Origin of the sequence: Arthrobacter sp. yr096 (genome assembly GCF_900108925.1) — a bacterium.
Classification (GTDB): domain Bacteria; phylum Actinomycetota; class Actinomycetes; order Actinomycetales; family Micrococcaceae; genus Arthrobacter.
In genome coordinates, this window is the sequence record NZ_FNYI01000005.1 from 312,725 (window position 1) to 325,919 (window position 13,195).

At 60.5% G+C, this 13,195-nt stretch carries 10 protein-coding genes and 1 pseudogene; 3 read left to right on the plus strand and 8 right to left on the minus strand.

Annotation, left to right across the window (positions count from 1 at the left end; genetic code table 11):
- Nucleotides 1-18: 18 nt before the first annotated feature.
- From BMY91_RS14795 to BMY91_RS14830, 8 genes and pseudogenes are all read right to left on the minus strand, one after another.
- Nucleotides 19-1,134, minus strand: coding sequence for a PP2C family protein-serine/threonine phosphatase (locus BMY91_RS14795; protein ID WP_090823194.1), 1,116 nt, complete (start codon nt 1,132-1,134; stop codon nt 19-21).
- 179 nt (nt 1,135-1,313) lie between these two features.
- Nucleotides 1,314-1,781, minus strand: coding sequence for a thioredoxin-dependent thiol peroxidase (gene bcp, locus BMY91_RS14800; RefSeq protein WP_090823196.1), 468 nt, complete (start codon nt 1,779-1,781; stop codon nt 1,314-1,316).
- A gap of 96 nt (nt 1,782-1,877) precedes the next feature.
- Nucleotides 1,878-2,648, minus strand: a complete 771-nt coding sequence (locus tag BMY91_RS14805) for a winged helix-turn-helix domain-containing protein (RefSeq protein WP_090823198.1) — start codon at nt 2,646-2,648, stop codon at nt 1,878-1,880.
- Between the two features lie 10 nt (nt 2,649-2,658).
- A complete protein-coding gene (gene allB / locus BMY91_RS14810) occupies nt 2,659-4,008 on the minus strand; it encodes an allantoinase AllB (protein ID WP_090823199.1) in 1,350 nt (449 codons plus the stop codon).
- Nucleotides 4,001-5,170, minus strand: coding sequence for a glycerate kinase (locus BMY91_RS14815; protein ID WP_090823201.1), 1,170 nt, complete (start codon nt 5,168-5,170; stop codon nt 4,001-4,003). Before BMY91_RS14815 ends, allB begins: the two co-directional genes overlap by 8 nt.
- A 25-nt stretch (nt 5,171-5,195) precedes the next feature.
- Nucleotides 5,196-6,971, minus strand: coding sequence for a glyoxylate carboligase (gene gcl / locus BMY91_RS14820; RefSeq protein ID WP_090823203.1), 1,776 nt, complete (start codon nt 6,969-6,971; stop codon nt 5,196-5,198).
- A 133-nt stretch (nt 6,972-7,104) separates the two neighbouring features.
- Nucleotides 7,105-8,001 (minus strand): annotated as a pseudogene (locus BMY91_RS14825) (2-hydroxy-3-oxopropionate reductase); the annotation flags it as partial.
- A 65-nt stretch (nt 8,002-8,066) separates the two neighbouring features.
- Nucleotides 8,067-8,870 (minus strand): hydroxypyruvate isomerase family protein, encoded by an 804-nt coding sequence (locus tag BMY91_RS14830; protein ID WP_024818157.1) that lies wholly within the window; start codon nt 8,868-8,870, stop codon nt 8,067-8,069.
- Between the two features lie 402 nt (nt 8,871-9,272).
- On the opposite strand from BMY91_RS14830, the gene BMY91_RS14835 reads away from it, so the two are divergent.
- From BMY91_RS14835 to BMY91_RS14845, 3 genes are read left to right on the plus strand one after another with little or no spacing between them, the layout of a single operon-like run.
- A complete protein-coding gene (locus BMY91_RS14835) occupies nt 9,273-10,481 on the plus strand; it encodes an ABC-three component system protein (protein WP_090823204.1) in 1,209 nt (402 codons plus the stop codon).
- Nucleotides 10,478-10,969: a three component ABC system middle component gene (locus BMY91_RS23660; protein ID WP_371261052.1), complete on the plus strand. Its 492-nt coding sequence runs from the start codon at nt 10,478-10,480 to the stop codon at nt 10,967-10,969. Before BMY91_RS14835 ends, BMY91_RS23660 begins: the two co-directional genes overlap by 4 nt.
- Nucleotides 10,966-12,906: a DUF3732 domain-containing protein gene (locus tag BMY91_RS14845; RefSeq protein WP_177179926.1), complete on the plus strand. Its 1,941-nt coding sequence runs from the start codon at nt 10,966-10,968 to the stop codon at nt 12,904-12,906. Before BMY91_RS23660 ends, BMY91_RS14845 begins: the two co-directional genes overlap by 4 nt.
- Nucleotides 12,907-13,195 lie beyond the last annotated feature (289 nt).

The window sequence follows — 13,195 nt, forward strand, 5'->3', positions numbered from 1 at the left end:
ATCCCCCCTCGTGTGTAGTTAGCGTCCGACGTCCGGTTTCCGGTGAACCACGACGGCGGTCACGTCGTCTTCCGCTGTTGCCGCTGGTGCCAGCTCCAGGAGGGCCGCGCATACTTCCTCCGAGCTGGTCCCGTTGCGTGCGGCTTTCTCAACGTTGACCATGAACTCGTCCAGGGAATTGTGGGCATCCAGGACGCCGTCGCTGACGATGACCAGTGAATCGCCGGGCTCCAGTTGAAGTTCAGAGGCTGCCCAATGCTGCCCATCCAGGATCCCGACGGGGGGTCCAGCAGAGACCAACCGCTTCGCCGTCCCTTCAACCGGGATGTGCAGCGCAAGTCCATGTCCGGCGTCGATGTAGCTGAGCTTGCCGGATGGGCCGTCCAGCCGCCCGTGGAACATGGTGACGAACGAGCCGGACTGGCCGATGTCCGAGGCAATGGTGGTGCTGGCGGAGCCAAAGGCCTGGTCCACGGCCGGGGTGTCCGCAACGGACCTCATGACGGCACGGACCGTCGCCGCGATCAGCGCCGCGCCCATGCCTTTGCCCATGGCGTCCGCGAAGGTGAGGTGCATTCCGTCGCTGGTCTGGTACCAGTCATAGAAGTCCCCGCCCACGCTGCGCGTCGGACGGAAGGCGCCAGCGACGTCGTATCCTTCCAGGCGGACCGCTTCGCGGGGAAGGAGGCTTTGCTGCACGACGGCGGCGCGCTCAAGTTCGTCGGTTTGGCCGGCATTCCCGGCAGGGGCGGGCGTCCGTGCCCGGCGGAACAACGCACGGATGCGGGCCTGGAGTTCCTTGGGGCTGAAGGGCTTGCTGATGTAATCGTCGGCGCCGGTGTCCAGTCCGTTGAGCCTGTCAATTTCATCGGCCCGGGCTGTGAGCATCAGGATGTAGGCGTCCGAGAATTCGCGGAGCCGGCGGCAAACCTCCATGCCGTCGATGTCCGGGAGGTTCACGTCCAGCGTCACCAGTTCGGCGTTGGTGTTGCGGACAGCCTCGACGCCGGAGAGCCCGTCAGGTGCCTCGATCACCACGAAGTCCAGCTGCTCGAGGACGACGACGAGAAGGCCGCGGATGTCGGCGTCATCTTCGACGACTACAGCGTGGCGCACGGGTGTGGAAGAGACCATGGCTCCATTAACTACTGTTGCTGGGTGTTTTGTCACGTTTAGTCAAGGCATATGTAACGCCCGCTCACAGAAGTGAGCGGGCGTTACAGGAATTGTGCAGTTATGTGAGAGAGGGATTCGCTCAAACACGCGGAAGGTGAGAGAGCGTTCGGCTCAAACACGCGGAAGGTGAGAGAGGGTTAGACGCCCAGCTCGTCCTTCAGCGCCTGGACGTGGCCCTGCGCGGAAACCTGGTACTGGGTGAGCTTCACGGTGCCTTCGCCGTCCAGCACGACGGTGGAGCGGACCAGGCCTTCGACGATTTCGCCGTCAACCAGCTTCTCGCCCCAAGCGCCGTAGGAGAGAGCCACAGCGTGGTCTTCGTCGGAGAGGAGCGGGAAGGTCAGGGCGAACTCGCCCGTGAACTTGGACAGTGCTTCAGGGGCGTCCGGCGAGATCCCGATGACGTCGTAACCCTTGCCCTGCAGGCTGGCGAGGTTGTCACGGAAGTCGCAAGCCTCGGTGGTGCAGCCGGGGGTGGCTGCCTTCGGGTAGAAGTACACAATGACGTTGCGTCCGCGGTAATCGGACAGCGAGACCTTGGTGCCGTCGGCGTCGAGCAGCGCGAAGTCAGGTGCTTGCGTTCCGACGAGGAGTTTCTGGGTCATGGCGATCCTTTACGTTCAACCGGTGTGCACCGGCGGTCATTTCAAACAAAAGCGGTCATACAAATTGCGGGGCGTTGATCTTTTACAACAGCGAACTTAGATGCTGTATTCCGCAGGTCCGCGCACTGTGGCATAGGGGCCTGGCACGAACTGGTAGCCGCCACCACGGACGGTGGCGACGGTGTGTCGGGCGGAGCCTAGCTTCCGCCGCACCCTTCCAACATAAACGTCGATCGAGCGAAATGCCGCGCCGGGAAGGTCAAATGACTCCAGAAAACGTTGCAATTCTTCACGACTGATGGCCCGGGAGCAGTTCACCACCAGGTAGCGGAGCAGCTTGTATTCCATGCCAGTAAAGGCAACCGGCTCGCCGTCCAGCAGCACTACTTCAGCGGCGAGGTCCACTGCAAGTTGGCTGCGTCGGCTCGCCAACGTTACGGGCTCGACGGCGGTGCTGCCGCCCGCTTCGGTGCCGTTGCCGCCGTCGGAATGGGCTTCCGAACGGGCGGCCGCGAGGGCATCGGCGAGCGTAACTGCGCCTGTACCCGAGTGGTGGTTACCGGCGTCGGCGGCTTCCTGCGGAGTGCCGCCCCAGGAAGTGTCGCCGACGCCGGAGTGCTCTGCCCCGGTGGCGGGCCAGATACGGACTTCCGCATCCGGGGCAAGTTTCATGGCGCGGGCCAGCACAAGGCGTGCTGCCCGCTCCCAGACCTCAGGATCGATCTCGTCGCCCTCGGCAGGGTTGACCCAGAGCGCCAGACCGTGTGCTGTCAGGCCATTTCGTTGATTCAAGCCGGCCCGCCGACCCGCGAGGCCGCGTGCTGCGGGTCCTCGCGACGGCGGTGGCCCGTAGGCATTGACTGCCATGACGGTTGACCTAAACGTTGCCGCGGCGGAGCAGCTTGCCGCCGGGGTTCTGGCCATCGATGGGGGTTCCGCGCAGGTAGGTCTTGCGGACGACGCCGGCCAAGGGACGGCCGTCGTACGGCGTGATCGGGTTCTTGTGCTTGAGCTTGGTGACGTCCACAACGAAGGCTTCGTCCGGGGCGAAGATGGAGAAGTCGGCGTCGTAGCCCAGGGCGAGCTGGCCCTTGTTGTGCAGGCGTGCCAGGGCGGCGGGCTTCTCAGCCATCCACGAGACAACCTGTTCCAGCGGGATGCCGCGGTGGCGGGCTTCGGTCCAGATCAAGGACAGGCCCAGCTGGAGCGAGGACACGCCGCCCCACGCCACTGCGAAGTCACCGTTTTCCAGGTCCTTCAGATCCAGTGTGGAGGGGGAGTGGTCCGAGACGATGCAGTCGATGGTGCCCTCCTGCAGGCCCTTCCAGAGGAGCTCACGGTTGGAGGCCTCACGGATGGGCGGGCAGCACTTGTAGGCCGTGGCGCCGTCGGGGATTTCTTCAGCCATGAGTGTCAGGTAGTGCGGGCACGTCTCAACGGTGAGGTTGACGCCGTCGCGCTTTGCTGAGGCGATCATCGGCAGGGCGTCCGAGGAGGAGAGGTGCAGGATGTGGGCGCGGGCGCCGGTCCAGCGGGCGCGCTCGATGACCTCGGCGATTGCCTTGTTCTCGGCGCCGCGGGGGCGGGAAGCGAGGAAGGTTTCGTAGTGGTCGCCGCCGGGGTGCGGGGCGCGGTCGATCGCGTGGGAGTCCTCGGCGTGCACGATCATGAGGGAGTCGAAGGACTTGAGTTCCTTCATGTCCTCTTCCATCTCGTCTGCATCGAGGTGCGGGAACTCGTCCACGCCGGAGTGCAGGAGGAAGCACTTGAAGCCGAATACGCCTTCGTCGTGCAGCGGGCGGAGGTCGCTCTTGTTGCCCGGGATGGCACCGCCCCAGAATCCGACATCCACGAACGCCTGGTCCTTGGCGACTACGCGCTTTTGCTCCAGGCCGTCCACGGTGGTGGTGGGCGGGATGGAGTTCAGCGGCATGTCGATGATGGTGGTCACGCCACCGGCAGCTGCGGCACGGGTGGCGGAGGCGAAGCCTTCCCACTCGGTACGGCCGGGCTCGTTGACGTGGACGTGGGTGTCCACCAGGCCGGGGATGAGGGTTTCGTCGTCTGCGAGTTCAATGACCTCGTTGCCCGTGAGGCCGTTGCCCAGGGGTTCGATAGCGACGATGACGCCATCGCGGATGCCAACTTCGCGTGCTGCGAGTCCGGCGGTGGTCAGGATGCGCTGGCCCCGGATAACGAGGTCATAGGCGCCGATTGCTTCAGACATTGAGGTACTCCTTGTTTTCGGTCCGTTCCGCCAGGTACACGCCTATGTGCTTACCTAATTGTTCAAGCAACGGACCTGCTTCAGCGATACATTTTTGGACATCTTTTTCCAGATCGGTCAGTGCATGCACCGTGTGGAAGCCGGCATCCGTGAGTTGTTCCCGGCTTAGGGTACTCCGCCCGCACACTGCGATCACGGGAACCCCGTTCCTCTGCGCCGCGCGGGAGACGCCCATGGGGGTCTTGCCGAGCAGGCTTTGCTCGTCCAGGCTGCCTTCTCCGGTGATTACCAGATCGGCGCCCTTGAGCCGCTGCTCGAGTTCAGTGAACTCAAGCACGACGTCGATGCCCGGCCGCCGCTCTGCCTTCAGTGCCGCGATGGCAATGTAGCCGACGCCGCCTGCCGCTCCAGCGCCTTCTGCCTTGGCTGCGAACTTGGCGTGCTGGCCGGTTGTGGCTGCAAGGACGTCGACGAAGTGGCTCAGTGCCGCATCGAGCGAGGTGACGTCGTCCGGCGTCGCGCCCTTCTGCGGACCGAAGATGGCTGGGGCTCCGCTGGCCCCCAAAAGGGGATTGTCGACGTCGGACGCCAACACGAACTCCGTGGCCTCAACGCGGACGTCGAAGTTGGAGAAGTCGATGGTGTCCAGCTCGGCCAAGGCCGCGCCGCCGCCGGGGAGCTCGTTGCCGTTCTTGTCCAGGAACACGGCGCCGAGGCCCTGCAGGACTCCTGCGCCGGCGTCGGTGTTGGCGCTGCCGCCCACACCCAGGATGATCTTGCGGCAGCCGAGGTCCAGCGCGGCGCGGATGAGTTCGCCCGTTCCGATGCTGGTGGCTGTCTTGGCCGCCTCGGACGTGGGGCCGTCCGGGAGGAGGGCGAGACCGGAAGCTGCCGCCATCTCGATGACAGCTTCCTGGTCCCGCACTGCGAAGTCGGCCTTCACCGGCTCGCCCAGCGGGCCGGTGACGGTGGTGGTCCGGCGGGTGAAGCCGGAGCCGATGGCGGCGTCAATGGTTCCTTCGCCGCCGTCGGCCACCGGAATGCGTGTTGCTTCGAAGCCCTTCGAGCCGAACCCCGCCAGCAGTCCTGTTGCCAGGTGCTCGGCGACGTCGGGCGCGGACAGCGAGCCCTTGAATTTGTCCGGGGCGATGACAACACGCATTCCGGTGCCTCCTTCCTTTACTTACTTACGCTTTGGTCAGGATCGCGGTGGGTGCGTCCGCCGCGGTTTCTGCCAGCTCTTCGAACTCGTTCACGCCGCTGATTTCAACGCCCATGGAGATGTTGGTGATCTTTTCCAGGATCACTTCAACAACCACGGGAACCTTGAACTCGCCCATCAGTGCCTTGGCCTTGTCGAAAGCGGCGGGGAGATCGTTGGGGTCCTCAACGCGGATGGCCTTGACGCCCAAGCCCTCGGCAACCTTGATGTGGTCCACGCCGTAGCCGTTGGTCTCCGGGCTGTTGATGTTCTCGAAGGCCAGGGAAACGTTCTGTTCCATGTTGAAGCCGCGCTGGCTCTGACGGATCAGGCCCAGGTAGCTGTTGTTCACCACAACATGGATGTACGGCAGGTTGAACTGTGCGCCAACGGCCAGTTCCTCGATCATGAACTGGAAGTCGTAGTCACCGGACAGGGCAACAACAGTGGCGTCCGGGGTTCCACGAACCACGCCCAGTGCGGCGGGACCGGTCCAACCCAGCGGGCCGGCCTGGCCAGCGTTGATCCACTTGCGGGCACCGAACACGTGCAGCATCTGTGCGCCGGCGATCTGCGAGAGACCGATGGTGGACACGTAGGTTGTGTCGCGGCCGAAGGCCTTGTTCATCTCCTGGTACACGCGCTGCGGCTTAATCGGCACGTTGTCGAAGTTGGTCTTGCGGTGCAGGGAACCCTTGCGCTCCTGGCACTCGGCAACCCAACCCGAGTAGTCCGGCAGGGTCTTGGCGGCCCGGCGTTCGCGAGCCAGCTCCAACAGACCGTCCAGCGCCGCACCGGCGTCGGACGCAATGCCCAAGTCCGGCGAGAAAACGCGACCGATCTGGGTCGGCTCGATGTCGATGTGCACGAACTTGCGGCCGGCCGTGTAGGTGTCCAGGCCGCCGGTGTGGCGGTTGGCCCAACGGTTGCCGATGCCGATCACGAAGTCGCTCTGCAGGAACGTCTCGTTGCCGTAGCGGTGCGAGGTCTGCAGGCCAACCATGCCGGCCATCAGCTGGTGGTCGTCCGGGATGGCGCCCCAACCCATCAGGGTGGGGATAACGGGAACGTTCAGGATCTCGGCCAGCTCAACCAGCTGGGCCGAAGCGCCTGCGTTGATGATGCCGCCACCGGCAACGATCAGCGGGTGCTGGGCTGCGGTCAGCAGGTCCAGAGCCTTTTCCAGCTGCTTGCGGGAAGCCTTGGGCTTCTCCACTGGCAGGGGCTCGTAGGCGTCGATGTCGAACTCGATCTCGGCCATCTGAACGTCGATGGGCAGGTCCAGCAGAACCGGGCCCGGGCGACCCGAACGCATCAGCTGGAACGCCTTCTGGAACGCGCCGGGAACCTGGCCCGGCTCCAGGATGGTCATGGCGAACTTGGTCAACGGCTTGGCGATGGACTCGATGTCCACGGCCTGGAAGTCTTCCTTGTGCAGCTTGGCAACGGGTGCCTGGCCGGTGATGCAGAGCATGGGGATGGAATCCGCCCATGCTGCGTACAGGCCGGTGATCATGTCCGTGCCAGCGGGGCCCGACGTGCCGATGCAGATGCCGATGTTGCCATCAGCTGCGCGGCTGTAGCCGTCAGCCATGTGGCTGGCGCCTTCAACGTGGCGGGCCAGCGTGTGGCGGATACCGCCGTGGGCACGCATTGCTGAATAGAAGGGGTTGATCGCTGCGCCTGGCAGGCCGAAAGCCTCGGTGGCGCCTTCCTTTTCCAGGATGGCGACTGCCGCGTCAACGGTGCGCATCTTAGCCATGGTGTACTCCTTGTTTATTGCCCTTTCGGGCGAAGTCTGGGGTGTTTTTGGGTGTGGTGAGGGAGCCGCCGTCGTTTAAGTACGACGGCGGATTCCCTGCTTTGTGTTGCTTAGCTGGCTTTTGCCGGGGTATTTACTTACGGCCGCTGAGCTGGAGGACCTGCTTGAAGAGGCCCGAGTGGTCGAGGCCGCCGTCGCCCTGGTTGACGGTTGCGGCGACGAGCTGGGCGACGACTGCGCCGAGCGGGACAGCGACGTTGGCTTCGCGGGCTGCGGAGGTGACGATGCCGAGGTCCTTGTGGTGGAGGGCCAGGCGGAAGCCGGGGTCGAAGTTGCGGTCCAGCATCTTCTGACCCTTCTGGTCGAGGACCTTGGAGCCGGCCAAGCCGCCGCCCAGGACCTTCAGTGCTGCGTCGGTGTCTACGCCATAGGCCTCAAGGAAGGCGATGGCCTCGCCGAGGACCTGGATGTTGACGGCTACGATCAGCTGGTTTGCTGCCTTGACGGTCTGGCCGGAGCCGGACGGGCCGACGTGGACGATGGTCTTGCCCACTGCGTTGAGGACATCCTGTGCTGCCTCGAAGTCTGCAGCTTCGCCGCCGACCATGATGGACAGAACGGCGTCGATAGCGCCCTGTTCGCCACCGGATACGGGAGCGTCGAGCGGGCGGATGCCGGCTGCGACTGCGTCGTCCGAGAGGCGCTTGGCGACGTCCGGGCGGATGCTGGATGCGTCGATCCAGAGGGTGCCCTTCTTCGCGTTGGCGAAGACGCCGTCCTTGCCGCTGACTACACCCTCAACATCGGGGGAGTCGGGGACCATGGTGATGACGACGTCGGCGTCCTTGACTGCGTCCGCGATGCTCGTGGCACCCTGGCCGCCCTCGGAGACGAGTTTGTCGATCTTGTCCTGGCTGCGGTTGAAACCGGTGACCGTGTGGCCGGCCTTGACGAGGTTGATGGCCATGGGGAGGCCCATGATTCCGAGTCCGATGACTGCAACGTTGCTCATAGTGGTTCTCTTTCTGAAAGTCTTTTTAGCTCAGGTGTGCTGTTTGGTGAGTCAGTCGCTTTGGCGGGTGCCGCCGTCGTGCTTTAGTTGGCGTTGGCGCGCTGGCGGATGGCCCAGCTGAAAGCCGATTCCTGCGGTTCCTTGTACTCGAGGCCGATGTAGCCGTCGTAGCCGAGTTCGCGGCTGCGGGCGATCCATTCGCCGAGGGGGAGCGTGCCGGTTCCGGGAGCTCCGCGGCCGGGGTTGTCGGCGATCTGGATGTGGCCGAAGTCCTTGGCGTGGTTCTCGATGACGGATTCGACGTCGTCGCCGTTGACTGCCAGGTGGTAGAAGTCGGCGAGGAGCTTGATGTTCTGGGCGCCGGATTCTGCCTTGACGCGGGCGATGACCTTGAGTGCGTCTTCGGCGGTGAGGAGCGGGTACTTGGGTGCGCCGCTGACCGGTTCGAGGAGGACGGTGCCGCCGATGCGGGCAACGCCTTCAGCTGCTGCGGCGAGGTTCTTTGCCGCGAGTTCGTCCTGCTCTTCAGGGGTGAACTCGTCCTGGCGGTTGCCGTAGAGGGCGTTGAAGGCCTTGCAGCCCAGGCGCTCACCGATGCCGGCTACGACGTCGATGTTGTCCTTGAACTCGGAGCAACGTCCCTTCCAGGAAACCAGGCCGCGGTCGCCGCCGGGCATGTTGCCAGCGTTGAAGTTCAGGCCGGTGAGCTGAACGCCGGCGTCCTTGATGGCTGTTTCAAACTCGGTTACTTGGGCGTCGCTGGGGACGGAGGTCTCGAAGGGCCACCAGAACTCGACGGCGTCAAAACCGGCTGCCTTCGCGGCGGCGGGGCGCTCGAGCAAGGGCAGCTCCGTCAGGAGGATGGAGCAGTTCACTGTGTACGTCATCGTAGGTCCTTCCGAGGAGGGGCTTTGATCTATCTTCCGTTGCTTGGCTGCTGCCTTGGTGCTTGGCCTCAGTTTTCCGCTTTGTGGAATTTAGATTCTGCTTTATGAAAAGTTTAGGGAAGGTGGGGGTGGGAGTCAAGGGGGTGGGTAGGGAGGTGGGGTTTGGGATACCAAGCATGTTGGACATGCCCTCTGGCGAAGATCCCGAGCCTGGCCTGCCACCCTACGCACGATCACTGGGTGTGTCGGGATTCTGATGACTGGCTGGCTGCTAGCTGATGCGGTCGGGGGTGATCGCAGATCCGACACACAAGTGGGTTGGGGCCACAATTACCAAGGGAGGATGCATCACGTGATCATATGGTCCTGGCATCTACGGAATCGAGAAGACGAGTAAAGGCAATGAGTGATGTATCTCAATTTGACGCAAGCGCCTCACTAATCGGGTACTTGCACCAGCTCCGTTATGCCCTCTGGCAGGCCATTGAATCGGCGCGCGAAGACCTGCTAGGGCGAATCGCTATCGAGTCGGCGGATGATGTCGAGCTGATAAGCGTGTCGGGGCATCGAATTGAGCAGCTGAAACACCGCGACGTGGACTCCTCTCTTACTGACAGAAGTTCAGATCTGTGGAAGACGCTCAGGATTTGGTCGTCCCTGTTTGACGAGCCAGGAATCGATCTGAGCAAAGTTAGTTTCAGATTGATAACTACCGGTTTTGTGGCTTCTGGCAGTATCGGCTCGCTGCTGTCACCTGATGAATCGACGAGAGATGTGACTGCGGCCCTCGCGATCTTGCGCAATATAAGCACGGAAAGCAGCAATGAAGGAAACAGGAAAGCGTACAAGGCTTTTCGCGATCTAGGTCCACAAAGGCAGGAGTTGCTCTTACAGAAGATTCAAGTAATTGCGCAGTCACCCAATATCGAGACTGTCAGAACTCAGTTAGAACGCAGTCTGGCTATCGGCATGCCCAGGCATCTCCTTTCCGCGTTTGTCGATAACTTAGAAGGTTGGTGGGTCTCTCTTTGCATTGAAAAGCTCATGAGTGACTCTGACAAGTTTATAGAACTCGATCAACTTGATGCCTACATACAGGGGCTCAGGGATGACTTCTCGGCCACAAGTCTCCCAATTTCACAGGAAATCGCAAATCTGCAGCCTGCGCCAGAGCGTTTTCAGAATCACATTTTTGTAAAGCAGCTTCGATTCATTGAAGTTAATGAGCGAAGAATTAATCGGGCAATTACAAACTATCTTCGTGCGTTCAATCAGCGCTCCTCGTGGCAGCGACAAAACTTGATTATGAAGGAGGAGCTTAAGAACTACGAGCGACAGCTGATTGAAGAGTGGGAGCTCCATTTCGACCAGCTCCATGACGTACTGGGGGCGGCCGCAAGCGAAGAAGCCAAACTCTCGATGGCGAGAGAGCTGTACTCATGGGCTGAGGGAGCGGCGCAACCTGTCATCAGGGAGAGATGCACTGAGGCATTCGTTGTAAGGGGCTCTCTTCAAATGTTGGCCCATGAGAAAGCAATTGGCTGGCATCCAGAGTTTGCCGCGAAGCTAATGGCGTTGTTTGAACCTGAGCAGTCTCAGGGGGCTCGATGAGCCGGGTGTGGTTGGACCTGCCGCGAGACTCGGCCGCCCTTTTCAATCCAGCGCTTCTCGCCGTAACTGTCTTGCGAGGGGTTCAGGGAGCGGTTGAGGAGGGGAAGCGTGGTCTCCCCTGGGAAACTGCCTACCTTGTCGTGCCGATGTGCTTAGACGCGGACGTCAGATCGGCGTTGTCCATGAGGTTAAACACGCCGATGGTGTCCTGGATTGCCTCCCACCCATCAGAACGCGCCGCTATTCCGGGCAAGGCTGCGGCGATTTCACCCCTCGTTACGGTGGGGCTGGACCTGGCGCTCAGGACGAGGACGCTAGCCATTGACGGCGCGCTCATCGTCCCGGGTGAACACAAGGTCCCTAAGGTCATCAAATCTGCTTCGTCAGAGGTTGCTCAAATCCAGAAGGCCGCGAAGTACCTAGGTCGATGGCTGACAGTAAACCCCAACACTACCGCGGTACTAAATATTTTTGGAGTAAGACCATGACTTTCCAAATCCAGGCGATTCATTTGTTTAACCGTGTCGGACAAAGGCGCTCGGTCAAATTTAGGCTTAACGAACTGAATATAATTACCGGGGGATCTGGTAAAGGTAAGACATCTCTTATTGATATTATTCAATATTGTCTTGGATCTACTGGTTTTACTGTGCCAAGTGGTGTGATAAGAAATCATGTGGAAGTGTTTTGTCTTGAGTTGGTTTCCGAGGGAACAAGGATTCTTATTGCAAGGCCGGCCCCAGAAACGGGTCGCCAGGTGAACACCCGTATGCACTATTCAACCGGATTTGTTCCCGCTGATCTTAAGCTTGCAGACGTGCAAAGCAATACTGACGTTGATACTGCGATCGAATTACTATCCCGTGAAATCGGTATTCAGGAAAACCGAACTGACGTCGGTGCCGGAACGAGATCATCCTTCTCTGTGTCCGTGAAGCATACTAACCATTTCACCCTGCAGCATCAGGATGAAATAGCAAGTCAATCAGTCCTATTTCATGGCCAAGCCCTTGAATGGGTGCCCCAGGCAATACGCGACGTATTGCCTTACTTCCTAGGAGCGGTTGACGTCGACCATCTTTCGAAGCTGGAAGATCTCCGCATGAAGAAGCGGGAGCTACGTCGCCTTCGGGCAGCCGACTCTGAGCGATCGGACGTATCGGCCCCTCCTCTTGCCCGTCGGCTGCTTCGTGAAGCTGTGTCGCTTAGTCTTATTGCGGGTCCAACCATGGACGATGCTGGTGTTGTGCTGGAAGCTCTTGGGGGTCTCCTAGATTTTGAGCCCTCCGAATTCGAAGAATTTGCCGATGAAGATCAAATGACCATACTGGTGGATAATAGAGAGCGGCTCCGCATGCGGCTTGCCGAATTGCGTTCCAGTAGGCGAGAAGTCGTTGCGTTGATGCAGCACGAATCTCGTTTCAGTAGCGAGGCGGGCGAACAGAAAGCTAGACTGGAGACGCTCAACTTATTGCCGAACCTCAGCGACGCCGAGACTATCTGCCCGCTTTGCTTCACATCTCGACCCGCAGGCGACTCTTTAGCGGCGACTCTTCACGAGCACCTTACGGCTATTTCTGCCGAGCTCGAGGACGTCCGGGGTGACACACCTCAACTGCAAAAAGTTCTCGATGAGTATGACAAAGAGCTAAACGAACTCTCTGCAGAACTACGTCTAAACCAAGAAGAAATTGAGGCCGGCACTACGGCTCACGATGCCTTTATCCAAGCAAGGGAGCTCAATTTGACAAGAGCTGAATTGCGCGGAAAAGTGAGATTATATCTATCGTCTACAAGAAGTCAGATAGAGTCGTCGTTTACTCAGTCTCGAATAGCTGAGCTCCAAGAGCAAGTGGACTTGCTCGAACGTCTGCTCGATCCTGAAGGTGTTCAGGAGCGGTTGTCCACCGCCCTCGCTCTAATTGGCCAGATGGCGACCGAGGTTGCGACCGAGCTCCAACTCGAGCACGCGCCAGCGCCGACGAACCTGGACATCCGTAAGCTGACGGTCGTAGTCGACACTCCTGAAGGCCGGTATCCCTTGCGTGAAATTGGAAGCGCGGAGAACTGGCTTGGGTATCACTTGGCCGTCCTTATTGGCTTGCATAGCTACTTGGGGCGCACAAACCGGCCCATGCCCCGCTTTCTGTTCTTGGACCAGCCGTCTCAGGTCTATTTTCCGGCAGATCATAAGGACCCCTCGGAGGAAGATCTAGGCGAAGATGATAGAGAATCATTGATTGCAATCTACTCCGCAGTCCGGAAGTTCATTGCTACCTCACCGTCGGGATTCCAAGTAATCGTTACTGAACATGCCGATCTTGAGGAAGAATGGTTTCAAGACGCCATTGTCGAGCGTTGGCGAGGGCACGAAGCGCTCATACCTCCGGAATGGCTCTCTGGACAGTCTGGTGATTTGGGGTGACTTTTCATAAAGCCTTGTTCTTTGGCTATTACGGCCTCTGCAATGGGTTTTTGTTTCTGTGATGGTGAATTGTTTCAGATCTTGCCTACATACGTTGCCCATAGTCTTCCCCCAATGCGGCGGCAGATCTGGGCGTTGAACCCGAATGCTCTAGGCCGCGCGTCGTAGTGAACCGAACTCAGATTCCCACCGTTCGCAAGTAGCCTTGAGCGTTCCTGTATATACCCGGAGCTAAGTTGGAGCGTCGGCAGGCACGGCAGTGGCGTCGCGGCAGCGACTCTCCTGAAAG

Bases quoted from the DNA above. Each gene is read 5' to 3' on its own strand.
- BMY91_RS14795 (WP_090823194.1), bottom strand. From the start codon at position 1,134: ATGGTCTCTTCCACACCCGTGCGCCACGCTGTAGTCGTCGAAGATGAC.
- bcp (WP_090823196.1), bottom strand. From the start codon at position 1,781: ATGACCCAGAAACTCCTCGTCGGAACGCAAGCACCTGACTTCGCGCTG.
- BMY91_RS14805 (WP_090823198.1), bottom strand. From the start codon at position 2,648: ATGGCAGTCAATGCCTACGGGCCACCGCCGTCGCGAGGACCCGCAGCA.
- allB (WP_090823199.1), bottom strand. From the start codon at position 4,008: ATGTCTGAAGCAATCGGCGCCTATGACCTCGTTATCCGGGGCCAGCGC.
- BMY91_RS14815 (WP_090823201.1), bottom strand. From the start codon at position 5,170: ATGCGTGTTGTCATCGCCCCGGACAAATTCAAGGGCTCGCTGTCCGCG.
- gcl (WP_090823203.1), bottom strand. From the start codon at position 6,971: ATGGCTAAGATGCGCACCGTTGACGCGGCAGTCGCCATCCTGGAAAAG.
- BMY91_RS14830 (WP_024818157.1), bottom strand. From the start codon at position 8,870: ATGACGTACACAGTGAACTGCTCCATCCTCCTGACGGAGCTGCCCTTG.
- BMY91_RS14835 (WP_090823204.1), top strand. From the start codon at position 9,273: ATGAGTGATGTATCTCAATTTGACGCAAGCGCCTCACTAATCGGGTAC.
- BMY91_RS23660 (WP_371261052.1), top strand. From the start codon at position 10,478: ATGAGCCGGGTGTGGTTGGACCTGCCGCGAGACTCGGCCGCCCTTTTC.
- BMY91_RS14845 (WP_177179926.1), top strand. From the start codon at position 10,966: ATGACTTTCCAAATCCAGGCGATTCATTTGTTTAACCGTGTCGGACAA.